This window comes from Streptomyces sp. NPDC102278, assembly GCF_044766345.1.
Lineage (GTDB): Bacteria > Actinomycetota > Actinomycetes > Streptomycetales > Streptomycetaceae > Streptomyces.
This window is the reverse complement of sequence record NZ_JBIWLV010000020.1, coordinates 13,862-31,874: the sequence shown is the minus strand read 5'-3', so window position 1 is coordinate 31,874 and position 18,013 is coordinate 13,862. Positions and strand designations below refer to the sequence as shown.

At 69.6% G+C, this 18,013-nt stretch carries 16 protein-coding genes; 14 read left to right on the top strand and 2 right to left on the bottom strand.

The window, feature by feature from the left end:
* The first annotated feature begins 581 nt into the window (after window positions 1-581).
* The 14 genes from ACIRO3_RS32015 to nuoN are packed head-to-tail and all read left to right on the top strand — an operon-like array spanning window position 582 to window position 16,582.
* On the top strand, window positions 582-941 hold the full coding sequence (locus ACIRO3_RS32015) for an NADH-quinone oxidoreductase subunit A (RefSeq protein WP_361784962.1): 360 nt from the start codon (window positions 582-584) through the stop codon (window positions 939-941).
* Between the two features lie 15 nt (window positions 942-956).
* Window positions 957-1,511, top strand: coding sequence for an NADH-quinone oxidoreductase subunit B family protein (locus tag ACIRO3_RS32010; protein ID WP_053678947.1), 555 nt, complete (start codon window positions 957-959; stop codon window positions 1,509-1,511).
* Window positions 1,508-2,254, top strand: coding sequence for an NADH-quinone oxidoreductase subunit C (locus tag ACIRO3_RS32005; RefSeq protein ID WP_404142645.1), 747 nt, complete (start codon window positions 1,508-1,510; stop codon window positions 2,252-2,254). Before ACIRO3_RS32010 ends, ACIRO3_RS32005 begins: the two co-directional genes overlap by 4 nt.
* Entirely contained in the window at window positions 2,254-3,579 is a 1,326-nt protein-coding gene (locus ACIRO3_RS32000; RefSeq protein ID WP_361784956.1) for an NADH-quinone oxidoreductase subunit D, read from the top strand. Before ACIRO3_RS32005 ends, ACIRO3_RS32000 begins: the two co-directional genes overlap by 1 nt.
* A gap of 50 nt (window positions 3,580-3,629) precedes the next feature.
* The gene (gene nuoE, locus ACIRO3_RS31995; protein ID WP_361785004.1) at window positions 3,630-4,448 is read left to right on the top strand and encodes an NADH-quinone oxidoreductase subunit NuoE; all 819 of its coding nucleotides are present in this window, start codon (window positions 3,630-3,632) and stop codon (window positions 4,446-4,448) included.
* Complete coding sequence (gene nuoF / locus ACIRO3_RS31990) at window positions 4,448-5,797, top strand: NADH-quinone oxidoreductase subunit NuoF (protein WP_361784953.1); 1,350 nt, start codon at window positions 4,448-4,450, stop codon at window positions 5,795-5,797. Before nuoE ends, nuoF begins: the two co-directional genes overlap by 1 nt.
* Window positions 5,794-8,301 (top strand): NADH-quinone oxidoreductase subunit G, encoded by a 2,508-nt coding sequence (locus ACIRO3_RS31985; RefSeq protein ID WP_361784950.1) that lies wholly within the window; start codon window positions 5,794-5,796, stop codon window positions 8,299-8,301. The genes nuoF and ACIRO3_RS31985 overlap by 4 nt, the downstream gene beginning before the upstream one ends.
* Window positions 8,298-9,656: an NADH-quinone oxidoreductase subunit NuoH gene (nuoH, locus tag ACIRO3_RS31980; protein WP_361784947.1), complete on the top strand. Its 1,359-nt coding sequence runs from the start codon at window positions 8,298-8,300 to the stop codon at window positions 9,654-9,656. Before ACIRO3_RS31985 ends, nuoH begins: the two co-directional genes overlap by 4 nt.
* A gap of 3 nt (window positions 9,657-9,659) precedes the next feature.
* Window positions 9,660-10,298 carry an NADH-quinone oxidoreductase subunit NuoI gene (nuoI, locus tag ACIRO3_RS31975; protein ID WP_366000808.1) on the top strand — a complete coding sequence of 213 codons (639 nt, stop codon included), beginning with the start codon at window positions 9,660-9,662 and terminating at the stop codon, window positions 10,296-10,298.
* Window positions 10,295-11,107 carry an NADH-quinone oxidoreductase subunit J gene (locus tag ACIRO3_RS31970; protein WP_366000807.1) on the top strand — a complete coding sequence of 271 codons (813 nt, stop codon included), beginning with the start codon at window positions 10,295-10,297 and terminating at the stop codon, window positions 11,105-11,107. The genes nuoI and ACIRO3_RS31970 overlap by 4 nt, the downstream gene beginning before the upstream one ends.
* Window positions 11,104-11,403, top strand: a complete 300-nt coding sequence (gene nuoK / locus ACIRO3_RS31965) for an NADH-quinone oxidoreductase subunit NuoK (protein WP_053678964.1) — start codon at window positions 11,104-11,106, stop codon at window positions 11,401-11,403. The genes ACIRO3_RS31970 and nuoK overlap by 4 nt, the downstream gene beginning before the upstream one ends.
* Before the next feature lie 13 nt (window positions 11,404-11,416).
* Window positions 11,417-13,336 (top strand): NADH-quinone oxidoreductase subunit L, encoded by a 1,920-nt coding sequence (nuoL, locus tag ACIRO3_RS31960; protein ID WP_404142639.1) that lies wholly within the window; start codon window positions 11,417-11,419, stop codon window positions 13,334-13,336.
* A gap of 1 nt (window position 13,337) precedes the next feature.
* Entirely contained in the window at window positions 13,338-14,930 is a 1,593-nt protein-coding gene (locus tag ACIRO3_RS31955; RefSeq protein WP_366148516.1) for an NADH-quinone oxidoreductase subunit M, read from the top strand.
* 23 nt (window positions 14,931-14,953) lie between these two features.
* On the top strand, window positions 14,954-16,582 hold the full coding sequence (gene nuoN, locus ACIRO3_RS31950) for an NADH-quinone oxidoreductase subunit NuoN (RefSeq protein ID WP_404142775.1): 1,629 nt from the start codon (window positions 14,954-14,956) through the stop codon (window positions 16,580-16,582).
* 56 nt (window positions 16,583-16,638) lie between these two features.
* Here the strand turns inward: nuoN and ACIRO3_RS31945 are convergent, their stop codons facing one another.
* Together ACIRO3_RS31945 and ACIRO3_RS31940 are read right to left on the bottom strand one after the other, a co-directional pair.
* Window positions 16,639-17,238, bottom strand: coding sequence for a Uma2 family endonuclease (locus ACIRO3_RS31945; RefSeq protein ID WP_404142637.1), 600 nt, complete (start codon window positions 17,236-17,238; stop codon window positions 16,639-16,641).
* Window positions 17,239-17,337: 99 nt separating this feature from the next.
* The gene (locus ACIRO3_RS31940; protein ID WP_404142634.1) at window positions 17,338-17,952 is read right to left on the bottom strand and encodes a hypothetical protein; all 615 of its coding nucleotides are present in this window, start codon (window positions 17,950-17,952) and stop codon (window positions 17,338-17,340) included.
* Between the last annotated feature and the right edge of the window lie 61 nt (window positions 17,953-18,013).

Below are 18,013 nucleotides of genomic sequence, written 5' to 3'. Positions count from 1 at the left end.
CGGCGGCGCGGATTTCCTGTGACACAGGTCACAGTCACCTACCGCTGTGCGGGCGCTGTGGCCGCTCCGTGACCCGGCTGTGAGGTTCCCGTGCGGTTCGTGAACGGATGCACACGATCCACGCGCCCTTCGTCCGGCCGTCCACTCCCCTTCACCCGGGCCGGCTCGTCGTCCACCCCAGTCCTCTCGAACCCCTCGATCGGGGGGTGTGGATCCCCTTACCACTGCCACGGCGATGGTGCCAATTTGCTTGCAATGGCCATCGTTTGATAGTGCGCACCCCCCTCCACCTGCGACGAAGGGGTCGGATGTCACCTTTGGTGATCATGTGGATGCCTTGCGTACGAAGATCACCACTCATCGGACTTCATGATCGTTCGTCAGGTGGTGGAGATCACAAACTCGGTGTTGTTACCCGTGTCGCAGATCACAGACCGGCAGGCATAAGATGCGCACCAGTCCGGCTTGTGAACTGCCTCACATGCGATCCCCTCCGACGTGGGTGATCTTCGCGGGGGGCGGGGCACTCGGCGCCGGCACGGCGGTCCAACGGTCAAGGACGACTGGAAGGAGCGAGGAGCGTGAATGCGTACGCGCCCATCCTCGTGCTCGGCGCCCTCGGCGCAGGGTTTGCGATCTTCTCCGTGGTCATGGCCACGCTGATCGGCCCAAAGAGGTACAACCGGGCAAAACTTGAAGCGTACGAGTGCGGCATCGAGCCCACTCCGGTGCCGACCGGCGGCGGTCGCTTCCCCATCAAGTACTACCTGACGGCGATGCTCTTCATCGTCTTCGACATCGAGATCGTCTTCCTCTACCCCTGGGCGGTCACCTTCGACTCCCTGGGGATCTTCGGGCTCGTCGAGATGTTGCTCTTCGTGCTCACCGTCTTCGTCGCCTACGCCTACGTGTGGCGCCGCGGCGGCCTGGAATGGGACTGAGGGGCTGAATTTTCCATGGGACTGGAAGAGAAGCTGCCGAGCGGCTTTCTGCTTACGACCGTCGAACAGGCCGCGGGCTGGGTGCGCAAGTCATCCGTCTTCCCGGCCACCTTCGGCCTGGCGTGCTGCGCCATCGAGATGATGACCACCGGAGCGGGCCGGTACGACCTGGCCCGCTTCGGCATGGAGGTCTTCCGCGGCTCACCGCGCCAGGCGGACCTGATGATCGTGGCCGGCCGGGTCAGCCAGAAGATGGCGCCGGTCCTCCGCCAGGTGTACGACCAGATGCCGGCTCCCAAGTGGGTCATCTCCATGGGCGTTTGCGCGTCCTCGGGCGGAATGTTCAACAACTACGCGATCGTCCAGGGCGTCGACCACATCGTCCCCGTGGACATCTACCTGCCCGGTTGCCCGCCCCGCCCCGAGATGCTGATGGACGCGATCCTCAAGCTCCACCAGAAGATCCAGGGCGGCAAGCTCGGCGTGAACCAGGAAGAGGCGGCGCGCGAGGCGGAGGAGGCGGCCCTCAAGGCCCTCCCCACCATCGAGATGAAGGGGCTCCTTCGGTGAGCGACGACCCGGCCGTGCACAACGGCAACGGCAACGGGGACGGGAACGGGAACAACGTCCCCGCCCCCAGGGGCACCACCGGCCCCGAGGTGATCGGCGTCCGCAAGGGCATGTTCGGCGCCGCGGCCGGCGGGGACACCAGCGGCTACGGCGGCCTCGTCCGCACCGTGGCCCTGCCCGGCGCCACGAGCCGTCCGTACGGTTCCTATTTCGACGAGGTGGCCGACGAGTTCGAGGGCGCCCTGGAGGAACAGGGCCTGGTCCCCGAGCACGCCGTCGAGAAGACGGTCGTCGACCGGGGCGAGCTCACCTTCCACGTGGCCCGCGAACACCTCGTGCGCGTCGCACGGACCCTGCGCGACGACCCGGCCCTGCGCTTCGAGCTGTGCACCGGCGTCAGCGGGGTGCACTTCCCCGGGGACAAGGGCCGCGAGCTGCACGCCGTCTACCACCTGCGCTCGCTCACCCACGGGCGGATCGTGCGCCTGGAGGTGTCCGTCCCGGACGCCGACCCGCACCTGCCGTCGCTCGTCGAGGTCTACCCGACCAACGACTGGCACGAGCGCGAGGCGTACGACTTCTTCGGCCTGATCTTCGACGGCCACCCGGCCCTCACCCGGATCATGATGCCGGACGACTGGCAGGGGTTCCCGCAGCGCAAGGACTACCCGCTCGGTGGCATCGCCATCGAGTACAAGGGCGCCCAGATCCCGGCTCCCGACCAGCGGAGGTCGTACAGCTGATGTCCACGTCAAACCACGCCTCCTCCAGGGAGACCACCGAGGGCCTCGTCTACACCGTCACCGGCGGTGACTGGGACGAGATCGTCCAGTCGGCGGCCCGCGCGGACGACGAGCGGATCGTCGTCAACATGGGTCCCCAGCACCCGTCCACCCACGGCGTGCTCCGCCTGATCCTGGAGATCGACGGCGAGACCGTCACCGAGGCCCGCTGCGGCATCGGCTACCTGCACACCGGCATCGAGAAGAACCTCGAATTCCGGAACTGGACGCAGGGCACCACCTTCGTGACGCGCATGGACTACCTGACGCCGTTCTTCAACGAGACGGCGTACTGCCTGGGCGTCGAGAAGCTGCTCGGCATCACCGAGCAGATCCCGGACCGCGCCACCGTCATCCGCGTCCTGCTGATGGAACTCAACCGGCTCTCCTCCCACCTGGTGTGCATCGCCACCGGCGGCATGGAGCTGGGCGCGACCACGATCATGATCTACGGGTTCCGCGACCGCGAGCTGATCCTCGACGTCTTCGAGCTGATCACCGGCCTGCGGATGAACCACGCGTTCATCCGCCCCGGCGGCCTGGCCCAGGACCTGCCCCCGGGCGCCATGGACCAGCTGCGCGACTTCGTGAAGACCATGAAGAAGAACCTGCCGGAGTACGACAAGCTCGCCACCGGCAACCCCATCTTCAAGGCCCGCATGCAGGACGTCGGCCACCTCGACCTCACCGGCTGCATGGCGCTCGGCGCCACCGGCCCGATCCTGCGCTCCGCCGGCCTCCCGCACGACCTGCGCAAGACGGATCCGTACTGCGGCTACGAGAACTACGAGTTCGACGTGCCGACCACCGAGTCCTGCGACTCCTACGGCCGCTTCCTGATCCGCCTGGAGGAGATGCGCCAGTCGCTGCGGATCGTCGAGCAGTGCCTGGAGCGCCTGGAACCGGGTCCGGTCATGGTCGCCGACAAGAAGATCGCCTGGCCGGCGCAGCTGGCCATGGGCCCCGACGGTCTCGGCAACTCGCTCGACCACATCAGGAACATCATGGGCACCTCCATGGAGGCCCTCATCCACCACTTCAAGCTGGTGACCGAGGGCTTCCGGGTGCCGGCCGGGCAGGCGTACGCGGCCGTCGAGTCCCCCAAGGGCGAACTCGGCGTCCACGTCGTCTCCGACGGCGGCACCCGTCCCTACCGGGTCCACTTCCGCGACCCGTCCTTCACCAACCTGCAGGCCATGGCCGCGATGTGCGAGGGCGGCCAGATCGCCGACGTGATCGTCGCCGTCGCCTCCATCGACCCCGTGATGGGAGGCGTCGACCGATGACGACCGCGTTTTCCGGCGGGAACACCCCCCCGGCCCCCCTCGGCCTGGGCATGCCCCAGCTGCCGGCACCCGACTATCCGGCGGAGGTGCGCGAACGGCTGGCGGCGGACGCCGCCGAGGTCATCGCCCGCTACCCCGACAGCCGCTCCGCGTTGCTGCCGCTGCTGCACCTGACCCAGTCGGAGGAGGGCTACGTCTCGCGCACCGGCATCCGGTTCTGCGCCGAGGTGCTGGGCCTGACCACCGCCGAGGTCACCGCCGTCGCGACCTTCTACACGATGTACCGGCGCAAGCCGTCCGGCGACTACCAGGTGGGCGTCTGCACCAACACCCTGTGCGCGGTCATGGGCGGCGACGCGATCTTCGACGAGCTCAAGGAACACCTGGGCGTCGGGAACAACGAGACCACCCCCGACGGCAAGGTCACGCTGGAGCACATCGAGTGCAACGCGGCCTGCGACTTCGCCCCCGTGGTGATGGTCAACTGGGAGTTCTTCGACAACCAGACCCCCCAGTCGGCCAAGGCCCTGGTGGACGACCTGCTGGCCGACCGCCCGGTGGAACCGACCCGGGGCGCGCCCCTGTGCACGTACAAGGAGACGGCCCGGATCCTGGCCGGGTTCCCCGACGAGCGCGAGGGCGCGGTCGAGGCGACCGGCGGAGCGGGACCGGCCTCCCTGATCGGGCTGCGGCTCTTCCGCGGCGAGGCCCCCGCGCAGGGCGGCCGGGTGGTCCACCCGCGCGGCGAGGCCCCGCACGACGCGCCGATGCCCGGCTCCCGGCACCTCAGCTCGCACGACGCGCCACAGGAGACGTCGGCGTCCGACCCCGACCACCCGGCCGGACCGGCAGCCGAGGAGGGGGAGTGATGACGATGGCACCCGAGATCAGCGAGAACGGCACCAGCCCGGAGAAGCTCCTGGCGCCCGTGTTGTCGGCGTTCTGGGACGAGGAGCGGTCCTGGACGCTGGAGACCTACCGGCGCCACGAGGGCTACGAGGGCCTGCGCAAGGCGCTCGCGATGACCCCCGACGACCTGATCGCCTACGTGAAGGACTCCGGTCTGCGCGGGCGCGGCGGCGCGGGCTTCCCCACCGGGATGAAGTGGCAGTTCATCCCGCAGGGCGACGGCAAGCCGCACTACCTCGTCGTGAACGCGGACGAGTCGGAGCCGGGAACCTGCAAGGACATCCCCCTCCTCTTCGCGAACCCGCACTCCCTCATCGAGGGAATGATCATCGCCTGCTACGCGATCCGGTCGGAGCACGCCTTCATCTACCTGCGCGGCGAGGTCGTGCCGGTGCTGCGGCGCCTGCACGAGGCCGTGCGCGAGGCGTACGAGGCCGGCTACCTCGGCAAGGACGTCCTCGGGAGCGGGCTCGACCTCGACATCACGGTGCACGCGGGAGCGGGCGCGTACATCTGCGGCGAGGAGACGGCACTGCTCGACTCCCTCGAAGGCCGGCGCGGTCAGCCCCGGCTGCGTCCTCCCTTCCCCGCCGTCGAGGGGCTCTACGCCTGCCCCACTGTCGTCAACAACGTCGAATCCATCGCCTCGGTTCCCGCGATCCTGAACAAGGGCAAGGACTGGTTCAAGGCGATGGGGACCGAGAAGTCCCCCGGCTTCACGCTGTACTCGCTCTCCGGGCACGTCTCGGGCCCCGGCCAGTACGAGGCCCCCCTCGGGATCACCCTGCGCCAGCTCCTCGACATGAGCGGCGGGATGCGCCCCGGACACCGGCTGAAGTTCTGGACCCCGGGCGGCTCCTCCACCCCGATGTTCACGGACGAGCACCTCGACGTCCCGCTCGACTACGAGGGCGTGGGCGCCGCCGGTTCGATGCTCGGCACCAAGGCGCTCCAGTGCTTCGACGAGACGACCTGCGTGGTGCGGGCCGTCACCCGCTGGACCGAGTTCTACGCCCACGAGTCCTGCGGCAAGTGCACCCCCTGCCGCGAGGGCACGTACTGGCTCGTCCAGTTGCTCCGCGACATCGAGGCCGGCAAGGGCGTCATGTCCGACCTCGACAAGCTGAACGACATCGCCGACAACATCAACGGCAAGTCGTTCTGCGCGCTCGGCGACGGCGCCGCCAGCCCGATCTTCTCCTCGCTCAAGTACTTCCGCGAGGAGTACGAGCAGCACATCACGGGCAAGGGCTGCCCCTTCGACCCCAGGAAGTCGACCCTCTGGGCTGACACGGAGGTGAACGCATGACCGTCACCACAAACGCCCCCGCCGGTGGCGGCGAGGCGGCGGTGCCGCCGGAGAACACGGTGTCCCTGACCATCGACGGCATCGAACTGTCGGTGCCGAAGGGGACGCTGGTCATCCGGGCCGCCGAACAGATCGGCGTCGAGATCCCCCGGTTCTGCGACCACCCCCTCCTCGACCCCGTCGGCGCCTGCCGCCAGTGCATCGTCGAGGTGGAGGGCCAGCGCAAGCCGATGGCCTCCTGCACCATCACCTGCACCGACGGCATGGTCGTCAAGACCCAACTGACCTCCCCGGTCGCCGACAAGGCCCAGCGCGGGGTGATGGAGCTGCTGCTCATCAACCACCCGCTGGACTGCCCGGTCTGCGACAAGGGCGGCGAGTGCCCGCTGCAGAACCAGGCGATGTCGCACGGCAACTCCGACTCCCGGTTCGACGGGCACAAGCGGACCTACGAGAAGCCGGTCCCGATCTCCACGCAGGTGCTGCTCGACCGCGAGCGGTGCGTGCTGTGCGCGCGCTGCACCCGCTTCTCCAACCAGGTCGCCGGCGACCCGATGATCGAACTGGTCGAGCGCGGCGCCCTCCAGCAGGTCGGCATCGGCGAGGGCGACCCGTTCGAGTCGTACTTCTCCGGCAACACCATCCAGATCTGCCCGGTCGGCGCGCTCACCTCCGCCGCCTACCGGTTCCGCTCCCGCCCCTTCGACCTCGTCTCCTCCCCGAGCGTGTGCGAGCACTGCGCGGGCGGCTGCGCGACCCGGACCGACCACCGCCGCGGCAAGGTGCTGCGCCGGATGGCCGCCGAGGACCCCGAGGTCAACGAGGAGTGGATCTGCGACAAGGGCCGCTTCGGGTTCCGCTACGCCCAGCGCCCCGACCGGCTCACCACCCCGCTGGTGCGCGGCACGGACGGGGTCCTCGCCCCGGCGAGCTGGCCCGAGGCCCTGGAGGCCGCGGCGAACGGTCTGGCGGCCGCCCGCGGCCGGGCCGGGGTGCTGACCGGCGGACGGCTCACCGTCGAGGACGCCTATGCGTACGCCAAGTTCGCCCGGGTCGTCCTCGACACCAACGACATCGACTTCCGGGCCCGGGTGCACAGCGCGGAGGAGTCCGAGTTCCTGGCCTCCTCGGTGGCGGGCACCGGCCGGGACCTCGACGGCAAGGGCGTCACGTACTCCGCGCTGGAGGCGGCGCCCGCCGTCCTGCTCGTCGGCATCGAGTCCGAGGAGGAGGCCCCCGGAGTGTTCCTGCGGCTGCGCAAGGCGCACCGCAGGCACAAGCAGCGGACGTTCGCGCTGGCCCCCTTCGCCACGCGCGGCCTGGAGAAGACGGGCGGCACCCTGCTGGGTGCCGCTCCCGGCACCGAACCCGAGTGGCTGGACGCGCTGGCCTCCCGTTCCGGTCTGGAACAGGGCGGCCACGCCGCCGCCGACGCGCTGCGCGAGCCCGGTGCGGTCATCGTCGTCGGGGAACGCCTCGCGGCGGTGCCCGGCGCGCTGACCGCGGCCGTCCGGGCCGCCGCCGCGACCGGCGCGGAGCTGGTGTGGATCCCGCGCCGGGCCGGGGAGCGGGCCGCCGTCGAGGCGGGCGCCCTCGCGTCCCTGCTGCCGGGCGGCCGCCCGGCCACCGACCCGCGGGCCCGCGACGAGGTCGCCACGGCCTGGGGTCTGGACGAACTCCCGCACCGCTACGGCCGCGACACCGGCCAGATCGTCGAGGCGGCGGCCGGTCGCGAACTGTCCGCCCTGCTGGTCGCCGGCGTCGAGGTGACCGACCTGCCGGACCCGGCCCGCGCCCGGATCGCCCTCCAGGAGGCCTTCGTGGTCTCCCTGGAACTGCGGCCCGGCGAGGTCACCGACCACGCCGACGTGGTCTTCCCGGTGGCCGCGGTCGCCGAGAAGGCGGGCGCGTTCATCAACTGGGAGGGCAGGGTCCGGCCGTTCGAGGCCGCGCTGAAGCCCGACCAGATGACCCGCCGGCTCGCCCCCGCCGACGGCCGCGTGCTGCACATGCTGGCCGACGCCGCCGACCGGCCGATCGCCCTGCCCGACGTGCACGCCGTACGCCGGGAGATCGACCGGCTCGGCCCCTGGACCGGGGAGCGCGCCACCGCGCAGTCCTCGGACCCCGTGCAACTGCCCCGCCCCGGCGCGGGCGAGGCCGTCCTCGCGGGACACCGGCTCCTGCTCGACCAGGGCCGCCTCCAGGACGGCGACGAGGCCCTGGCCGGCACCCGGCACGAGGCCAGTGCCCGCCTGTCGGCCGCCACGGCCGCCGAGACGGGCGTCAAGAACGGCGACGTCCTCGCGGTGACCGGCCCGACCGGCTCCGTGGAACTGCCGCTGCGGATCACGCAGATGCCCGACCGGGTGGTCTGGCTCCCGCTGAACTCCACCGGCGCCGGCGTCCTCGCCGACACCGGCGCCCGACCGGGCACCCTCGTACGCATCGGCCCGGCGACCCCGGCCGCCGCGGACGACACCACTGCGGAGGTGGGCGCGTGAGCACCCTGCACATCGCTGCCGAGGACCTGTCCCTGTTCGGTCGGGACGTCTGGTGGCTCGTCCTCCTGAAGGCGGTCTTCTGCTTCGCCTTCCTGATGGTGACCGTGCTGTTCTCCATCGTGTGGGAGCGCAAGGTCGTCGCCTGGATGCAGCTGCGCATCGGCCCGAACCGGCACGGCCCCTGGGGCATGCTCCAGTCGCTCGCCGACGGCGTGAAGCTGATGTTGAAGGAAGACATCGTCGTCAAGCGGGCCGACAAGGTCGTCTACGTCCTCGCCCCGATCATCGCGGCGATCCCGGCGTTCATGGCGATCGCGGTGATCCCCTTCGGTCCCGCCGGCAACGAGGTCTCGATCTTCGGCCAGCGCACCACGATGCAGCTGACCGACCTGCCCATCGCGATGCTGTACGTCCTCGCGGTGGCCTCGGTCGGCATCTACGGCATCGTCCTCGCCGGCTGGTCATCGGGCTCCACGTACCCGCTGCTCGGCGGCCTGCGCTCCTGCGCGCAGATGATCTCGTACGAGATCGCGATGGGCGCGGCCTTCGCCTCGGTGTTCCTCTACTCCGGGTCGATGTCGACCTCGGCGATCGTGGAGGCGCAGGCGGACCGCTGGTACATCATCCTGCTGCCGGTCTCCTTCATCATCTACGTCATCACGATGGTCGGCGAGACCAACCGCGCCCCCTTCGACATGCCGGAGTCCGAGGGCGACCTGGTCGGCGGCTTCAACACCGAGTACTCGTCCATCAAGTTCGCGCTGTTCATGCTCGCCGAGTACGTCAACATGGTCACCGTCTCGGCCGTCTCGGTCACCCTCTTCCTGGGCGGCTGGCGGGCCCCCGCGCCGATCTCCACCTACTGGGAGGGCGCGAACCACGGCTGGTGGCCGATGCTCTGGTTCGTCCTCAAGGTCCAGCTGCTGCTGTTCTTCTTCATCTGGCTGCGGGGCACGCTGCCACGCGTGCGCTACGACCAGCTGATGAAGCTCGGCTGGAAGGTGCTGATCCCGGTCTCCGTGGTCTGGCTGATGCTGGTCGCCACCGTCCGGGCGCTGCGGAACGAGAACTACGACTTCCAGCAGATCGTGCTCTATGTCGGCGGTGGGGTCATCGCCCTCCTGCTCCTGTCCTTCGTCGCGGACCTGTTCCGCGACAAGAAGCACAAGTCGGCGACGGAGGCGGCCGAGAAGGCCGCGGCGACGGAGCCCTTCGACCCGCTGGCGGGCGGGTTCCCCGTACCGCCCAAGCCCGGCCAGCACCTGGCACCCGTACCGCGCAGGCGACCTCGCGGCGATCGGGAGCTCATCGGCAGTGGCGCGGCGAATTCCGACAGTGACCGAGAGGAGGCTTGAGAGATGTCCGACGCGGACCAGAACGAGAAGTGGCAGAACCCGGTCGCCGGCTTCGGCGTGACCTTCAAGGCCATGTTCAAGAAGCGGCTGACCGAGCAGTATCCGGAGCAGCCGAAGACCACCGCGCCCCGCTTCCACGGACGGCACCAGCTCAACCGTCACCCCGACGGTCTGGAGAAGTGCATCGGCTGCGAGTTGTGCGCCTGGGCCTGTCCCGCCGACGCGATCTACGTGGAGGGTGCGGACAACACCGAGGAGGAGCGCTACTCCCCGGGTGAGCGGTACGGCCGCGTCTACCAGATCAACTACGCCCGCTGCATCCTGTGCGGGCTGTGCGTCGAGGCGTGCCCCACGCGGGCACTGACCATGACGAACGAGTTCGAACTGGCCGACTCCAGCCGCGAATCGCTGATCTACACCAAGGAACAGCTGCTGTCGGGGCTGACTGAGGGCATGGTCGAGGCCCCGCACTCGATCTTCCCCGGGACCGACGACACCGACTACTACCAGGGTCTGGTGACCGCGGCGGCTCCCGGAACGGTCCGCCAGGTCGCCGTCTCCAAGGGTGAGGTCGCCAAGGACGAGGCCGCCGAGGAAGACGCCACCGCGGGGAGCGACACGCACGAGGGGGTGGGGGCGTGAGCGCCATCGCCGCCGCGGCCACGGTCACCTCCACCGGTGAGGCCGTCCAGTTCTGGATCCTCGGCACGGTCGCCGTGATCGGCGCACTGTGCACGATCCTGATGAAGAAGGCCGTGCACAGCGCGCTGTGCCTGGCCGGGACGATGATCATCCTGGCGGTCTTCTACCTCGCCAACGGGGCGTACTTCCTGGGCGTGGTCCAGGTCGTCGTCTACACCGGCGCCATCATGATGCTGTTCCTCTTCGTGGTCATGCTCGTCGGCGTCACCGCCGCGGACTCGCTCACCGAGACCCTCAAGGGGCAGCGCCTGCTGGCCGTGCTGTGCGGGCTCGGCTTCGGCATCCTGTTGATCGCCGGCATCGCCAACGCGGGGATCACCCACTTCAACGGGCTCGGCCGGGTCAACTCCGCCGGGCACGTCGAGGGCCTCGCCGAGCTGATCTTCACCCGGTACATCTTCGCCTTCGAGATCACCGGCGCCCTGCTGATCACCGCGGCCGTCGGCGCGATGGTGCTCACGCACCGCGAACGCACCGAGCGGGCCTCCACCCAGCGCGAACTCGCCGAACGGCGGGTGCGCGAGGGCGTCCAGCTGCCGCCGCTGCCCGCCCCCGGCGTCTACGCCCGGCACAACGCGGTGGACGTCGCCGGTCTGCTGCCGGACGGCACCCCGTCCGAGCTGACCGTGAGCAAGACGCTGCGCGCCCGCGGCCAGATCCGCGACGTCTCCAGCGAGGCGATCGGCGACCTCAAGGCGTTGGAGCAGCGCTCCTCGGAGCGCCTCGGCCGTGAGGAGGCCTCGAAGTGAACCCGGTCAACTACCTCTACCTGGCCGCCCTGCTGTTCACCATCGGCGCGGCCGGCGTGCTCATCCGGAAGAACGCGATCGTGCTGTTCATGTGCGTGGAGCTGATGCTCAACGCCTGCAACCTCGCCTTCGTCGCCTTCTCCCGCATGCACGGCAATCTCGACGGCCAGATCATCGCCTTCTTCACGATGGTCGTCGCCGCCGCCGAGGTCGTGGTGGGCCTCGCGATCATCGTGTCCTTCTTCCGCACCCGCCACTCGGCCTCGGTCGACGACGCCAACCTGATGAAGCTGTAAGGGGCGTTCAACAGTGGAGAATCTGATTGCGCTGCTGGTGGCGGCGCCCCTGCTCGGGGCGGCGGTGCTGCTGTGCGGCGGCCGGCGCCTCGACAGGGCCGGCCACTGGCTCGGCACACTGCTCGCCGCGGCCTCCTTCGGCATCGGCGTGGCCCTGTTCAGCGACATGCTGAGCCGGCCCGGCGACGACCGGGCCATGTTCCAGCGGCTGTACACCTGGATCCCGGTGGAGGGGTTCCAGGCCGACGTCGCGTTCCAGCTCGACCAGCTGTCGATGACGTTCGTCCTGCTGATCACGGGGGTGGGCACGCTCATCCACGTGTACTCGATCGGGTACATGGCGCACGACGAGCGGCGCCGCCGCTTCTTCGGCTACCTCAACCTCTTCCTCGCGGCGATGCTGCTGCTGGTCCTGGCCGACAACTACCTGCTGCTGTACGTCGGGTGGGAGGGCGTGGGCCTGGCCTCGTACCTCCTCATCGGCTTCTGGCAGCACAAGCCCAGCGCGGCCACCGCCGCGAAGAAGGCCTTCCTGGTCAACCGGGTCGGCGACATCGGCCTGTCGATCGCGATCATGCTGATGTTCACCACGTTCGGGACCTTCGCCTTCGGGCCGGTCTTCGGCGCGGTGGACGAGGCGGGCGAGGGCACCCTGACGGCCATCGCCCTGATGCTGCTGCTGGCGGCCTGCGGCAAGTCGGCCCAGGTGCCGCTGCAGTCCTGGCTCGGCGACGCGATGGAGGGCCCGACCCCGGTCTCGGCCCTGATCCACGCGGCGACCATGGTCACCGCCGGCGTGTACCTCATCACCCGGTCCGGGGCGATCTTCAACGCCGCTCCGGACGCGCAGACCGCGGTCGTCGTGGTCGGCGCCGTCACCCTGATCTTCGGTGCGATCGTCGGTTGCGCGAAGGACGACATCAAGAAGGCCCTCGCGGGCTCCACGATGTCGCAGATCGGCTACATGATCCTGGCGGCGGGCCTCGGCCCCATCGGCTACGCCTTCGCGATCATGCACCTGGTGACGCACGGCTTCTTCAAGGCCGGTCTCTTCCTCGGCGCGGGTTCCGTGATGCACGGGATGAACGACGAGGTGGACATGCGCCGCATCGGCGGACTGCGGAAGTACATGCCGGTCACCTTCGTCACCTTCGGTCTCGGTTACCTGGCCATCATCGGCTTCCCGGGCCTGTCGGGCTTCTGGTCCAAGGACAAGATCATCGAGGCGGCGTTCGCGAAGGGCGGCACCGAGGGTTGGATCCTCGGCGCGGTCACCCTGATCGGCGCGGCCCTCACCGCGTACTACATGACCCGCGTGATGCTCCTGACCTTCTTCGGCGAGAAGCGCTGGCAGCCCACGGTGTCCGACAGCGGCTCCGCCGCGGGCGAGGGCCACGAGCCGCACCCGCACGAGTCCCCGAAGTCCATGACGATCCCCATGATCGTCCTCGCCTTCGGATCGGTCTTCGCCGGCGGCCTCTTCAGCCTCAACGAGTCCTTCGTGAAGTGGCTGGAGCCCGTCACCTCCTTCGAGCACGGGCACTCCCCGCTCAGCGCCGGTGTCATCACCGCCGCGACGGTCGTGGTCCTGATCATCGGCGTGGGCATCGCCTACGCGCAGTACGGCAGGAAGCCCGTACCGGTGGTCGCCCCGCGCGGCTCGCTCCTCACCCGGGCGGCCCGACGGGACCTGCTCCAGGACGACTTCAACCACGTCGTGCTGGTGCGCGGCGGGGAGCACCTGACCCGCTCCCTCGTGTACGTCGACCACAGCCTGGTCGACGGGGTGGTCAACGGGACGGCCGCCTCGGTCGGCGGGCTGTCGGGCCGGCTGCGCAAGCTGCAGAACGGCTACGCCCGCAGCTACGCGGTCTCGATGTTCGGGGGCACGGCGATCCTCATCGCCGCGACCCTGCTGATGAGGGCGGTGTGAGATGAATGTCCCGCTTCTGACGGTGACGGCGGCCGTGCCCGCGGTCGGCGCGATCCTGACGGCGGCCGTCCCGGCCGCCCGCAGGACCGCCGCCAAGTGGCTCGCGCTGCTGTTCTCGCTGGCGACACTGGCCCTGGCCGTACTCGTCGCGATCCGCTTCGAGCCCGGTGGTGACCGCTACCAGCTCACCGAATCCCACGCGTGGATCGCCGACTTCGGCGTCCGCTACGAGCTGGGCGTCGACGGCATCGGGGTGGCGCTGATCGCGCTCACCGCGCTGCTGATCCCGTTCGTGATCGGCGCCGGCTGGAACGACGCCGACCCGCTGGAAACGCACTCCTCGCGCTGGCGGCCGACGCAGGGCTTCTTCGCCCTGATCCTGCTGGTCGAGGCGATGGTGATCATCTCCTTCGAGGCCACCGACGTCTTCCTCTTCTACATCTTCTTCGAAGCCATGCTCATCCCGATGTACTTCCTCATCGGCGGCTTCGGGGACCGGGCCCACGCGGGGTCCGAGGAGAACGCGTCCGCGCAACGCTCGTACGCCGCGGTCAAGTTCCTCCTCTACAACCTGGTCGGCGGCCTCATCATGCTGGCGGCCGTCATCGGGCTGTACGTGGTCGCCGGGAACTTCTCGCTCCAGGAGATCGCCGCCGCCCGCGCCGCGGGCACGCTCGACATGGCGACCAACACCGAGCGGCTGCTGTTCCTCGGCTTCTTCTTCGCCTTCGCGGTGAAGGCCCCGCTGTGGCCGCTGCACACCTGGCTGCCGAACGCGATGGGGGAGTCCACCGCCCCGGTCGCCGTCCTCATCACCGCGGTCGTCGACAAGGTCGGCACCTTCGCGATGCTCCGCTTCTGCCTCGGGCTGTTCCCCGACGCCAGCAAGTGGGCCACACCGGTGATCCTCGTACTCGCCCTGATCAGCATCGTCTACGGCGCGCTGGTCGCGGTCGGGCAGCGGGACATCAAGCGACTGATCGCCTACGCCTCGATCTCGCACTTCGGGTTCATCGTCCTGGGCATCTTCGCGATGACCTCCCAGGGCCAGTCGGGCGCCACCCTCTACATGGTCAACCACGGGATCTCGACGGCGGCGCTGATGCTGGTGGCCGGCTTCCTGATCTCGCGGCGCGGCTCGCGGCTCATCGCCGACTACGGCGGCGTGCAGAAGGTCGCCCCGGTGCTCGCCGGGACCTTCCTGATCGGTGGTCTGGCCACCCTGTCGCTGCCCGGACTCGCCCCGTTCGTGAGCGAGTTCCTGGTCCTGGTCGGCACGTTCGCCCGCTACCCGGTCGTCGGCATCATCGCCACCGTGGGCATCGTGCTCGCCGCGCTCTACACCCTGGTGCTCTACCAGCGCACGATGACCGGCCCCGTGAAGGAGGAGGTCCGCACCATGCCGGACCTGCGCCTGCGCGAGGTGCTCGTGGTCGCGCCGCTGATCGTGCTCCTGATCGGCCTCGGCGTGTACCCGAAGCCGCTGACCGAGATCGTCAACCCGGCGGTGGAACACACCATGTCGGACGTGAAACAGACCGACCCGAAGCCAGAGGTCGTGGTCGACGCCAAGAACGGGGAGGCGGCGAAGTGAGCACCGTGACTGCTGCCCAGGGGCTGTGGGCGCTGGCGGCCGGGGACCCGGCCACCCGCATCCCGACCCCGCACATCGAATACGCGCAGCTCTCGCCCACCCTGATCGTGGTGGGCGCGGCGATCCTCGGAGTCCTCGTCGAGGCCTTCGTCCCGCGCAAGTCCCGTTACTACGTCCAGGTGTTCCTCGCCGTCGCCGCTCTGGCCTCGGCCTTCGCGGCGGTCGTCGGCCTCGCGGCCGGCGGGTACGGATCCACCAAGGCCCACACCGCGGCCATGGGTGCCATCGCCGTCGACGGGCCGGCGCTGTTCCTCCAGGGCACCATCCTGCTGGCCTCGATCGTGGCCATGTTCACCTTCGCCGAGCGTCGCCTGGACCCGGAGGCGCACGGCAACCGGGTGGACTCCTTCGCCGCGCAGGCGGCGTCCGTACCCGGCAGCGAGAGCGAGAAGGCCGCCGTCAAGGCGGGCTTCACCACCACCGAGGTCTTCCCGCTGGCCATGTTCGCGGTCGCCGGCATGCTGATCTTCCCGGCGGCGAACGACCTGCTGACGCTGTTCATCGCCTTGGAGGTCTTCTCCCTCCCGCTGTACCTGCTCTGCGCCGTCGCCCGCCGCCAGCGGCTGATGTCGCAGGAGGCCGCCGTCAAGTACTTCCTGCTGGGCGCGTTCTCCTCGGCGTTCCTGCTCTTCGGCATCGCGCTGCTGTACGGGTACGCGGGCTCGGTCTCGTACGCGGTCATCGCGGACGTGGTCGACGGCACCGTCCAGAAGATCGACCCGGCGCTGGCCGCCACGATGGGCAACGACGCGCTGCTGCTGATCGGCGGCGCGCTGATCCTGATGGGCCTGCTGTTCAAGGTCGGCGCGGTCCCCTTCCACATGTGGACCCCGGACGTCTACCAGGGAGCCCCGACCCCGGTCACCGGCTTCATGGCGGCGGCGACGAAGGTGGCCGCCTTCGGCGCCCTCCTGCGGCTGCTGTACGTGGTCCTGCCGGGCCTGCGCTGGGACTGGCGGCCGGTGATGTGGGGCGTCGCGATCGTCACGATGCTCGCGGGCGCCGTGATCGCGGTGACGCAGACCGACGTCAAGCGGCTCCTGGCCTACTCGTCGATCGCGCACGCCGGGTTCATCCTGGCCGGTGTGATCGCCACCTCGGCGGAGGGCGTCCAGTCCGTCCTCTTCTACCTGGGCGCGTACTCCTTCGTGACGATCGGCGCCTTCGCCGTGGTCACGCTGGTCCGCGACGCGGGCGGCGAGGCCACGCACCTGTCGAAGTGGGCCGGTCTGGGGCGGCGTTCGCCGCTGACGGCGGCCGTCTTCGCCGTGTTCCTGCTGGCCTTCGCGGGCATCCCGCTGACCTCCGGCTTCTCCGGCAAGTTCGCCGTGTTCAAGGCGGCGGCGGAGGGCGGCGCCGGGGTGCTGGTCGTGGTCGGTGTGCTCTCGTCGGCGATCGCCGCGTTCTTCTACATCCGGGTGATCGTCCTGATGTTCTTCAGCGAGCCGAAGGCCGACGGCCCGACGGTCGCGGTGCCCTCGCCACTGACGATGACGACCATCGCCGTCGGTGTCGCGGTGACCCTGGTCCTGGGCGTGGCCCCGCAGTACTTCCTGGACCTGGCGGGCCAGGCGAGCACGTTCGTCCGCTGACCCGGTTCCGGATGTGACAGGGCCCGGCTCCCCTCGGGGGAGCCGGGCCCTGACGTCTAATCGGGCCGTGCCCGCTTCGCCGTGATGGCGGTGAGGTCGAGGTCGACGGGGAAGGGGACGGAGACCTTCAGGCGGTCGTGGAAGATGCCGGTGGCGACGTAGCCGCCACCGGCCGGCTCCCGTTCGAAGACGTGGACGACCGCACGGCCGTCCTTGTTCTCCACGCGCCAGTAATGGGGGATCCCCGCCCGCGCGTACTTCAGCGGCTTGGTCTCGCGGTCGCGGTCGACGGACTCGGGGGAGACCACCTCGATCGCCAGCAGGACCGCCTCCGCGGCGAACCGGGTCTGGGCCATGTCCGTGAGGACGTCCTCACGGAACACGACGACATCGGGTTCGGGGCGGTTGCGCCGGTCGATGTCGATCGTGAACTCGCGCAGGACTTCCAGGCCGTCCGGGACCAGCGACCGCAGTCCCGAAGCGAAGAAATCGACCGCCCGTGTGTGGAAGACGGTCTGCGGACTCACGAAAACCAAGCTCCCGTCGATCAGCTCCGTGTGCGGAGGCAGATTCGGAAGCGTGTCCAGGTCGTCCGCGGTCCAGCCGCCCTCGGGGGGGACCGGCCGGCTGTGTTCCGGGTTCATCAGTGCTCCCATGAGCCGGAGTCTCGCGAGTGCCCCCAGCGTATCGCCGGGGATCCGCGGAACACCGCCCTTCCGGGTGAGTCATGTGCGTTCGGCACTTGACGACGGCGCCTAGTGGCCGTGCGCGTGCCCGGGGTTCGCCGGGGTGGTCTTGGAGCCGGCCTTCTTCGGGCAGGTCATGGCGGTGTTCCAGTTGTGGAAGCGGCCCGCCGGGTTCTTCTTGTACGCCCACATGTGCAGGTCGTAGTGCTTGGGCATGCCCGCCCAGTGGCCCGGCATCGGCCCGTCGAAGGGCAGCCCGAACATGCTCGGCCGGTCGTCGGACGTCTTCAGGTCCTGGTCCCGGTCGGTGGACATCCACTCGACGGTCTCCAGCCGGCGACGGCCGTGGCGGTCCTTCTCGGTGCTGTAGAGCAGCGCGGTCGGCCTCGCGGGGTCCTTCGAACCCCAGTTGGCCTCCTTGACGTAGTGGTAGCCCATGGCGCCCGCCCCGAACGGGTTGTTCATGCAGCTCTCCCCGTGCGGGACGTACCCGTCCTTGAGGGCCTCGCGCTCGTCCACGTACTTGGCCGTCACCCGGATCGCCGTCGCCATGTCGCGCATGGCCTGGCGGTCGCGCGGGTCGGGCGCCGGACCGTCGACGCCGTGCGCCGGGGCCACGGCGGCCAGCCCGAGAGACACGGCGGCCACGCAGGTGAGAACGGTCTTGCGACGGCGTGCGTGCATGGCGGCTCCTCGCGGTGGCGGTACGCGGGCACGGTTGTTCCGTCCCGTGCGTCCACCCTCG

What these genes read in the sequence shown, in the direction of transcription:
- nuoI (WP_366000808.1), top strand. Translation starts at nt 9,660, where the DNA reads ATGTCCGACGCGGACCAGAACGAGAAGTGGCAGAACCCGGTCGCCGGC.
- ACIRO3_RS32010 (WP_053678947.1), top strand. Translation starts at nt 957, where the DNA reads ATGGGACTGGAAGAGAAGCTGCCGAGCGGCTTTCTGCTTACGACCGTC.
- ACIRO3_RS32000 (WP_361784956.1), top strand. Translation starts at nt 2,254, where the DNA reads ATGTCCACGTCAAACCACGCCTCCTCCAGGGAGACCACCGAGGGCCTC.
- ACIRO3_RS31945 (WP_404142637.1), bottom strand. Translation starts at nt 17,238, where the DNA reads ATGGGAGCACTGATGAACCCGGAACACAGCCGGCCGGTCCCCCCCGAG.
- ACIRO3_RS31955 (WP_366148516.1), top strand. Translation starts at nt 13,338, where the DNA reads ATGAATGTCCCGCTTCTGACGGTGACGGCGGCCGTGCCCGCGGTCGGC.
- nuoF (WP_361784953.1), top strand. Translation starts at nt 4,448, where the DNA reads ATGACGATGGCACCCGAGATCAGCGAGAACGGCACCAGCCCGGAGAAG.
- ACIRO3_RS31985 (WP_361784950.1), top strand. Translation starts at nt 5,794, where the DNA reads ATGACCGTCACCACAAACGCCCCCGCCGGTGGCGGCGAGGCGGCGGTG.
- nuoE (WP_361785004.1), top strand. Translation starts at nt 3,630, where the DNA reads ATGCCCCAGCTGCCGGCACCCGACTATCCGGCGGAGGTGCGCGAACGG.
- ACIRO3_RS31940 (WP_404142634.1), bottom strand. Translation starts at nt 17,952, where the DNA reads ATGCACGCACGCCGTCGCAAGACCGTTCTCACCTGCGTGGCCGCCGTG.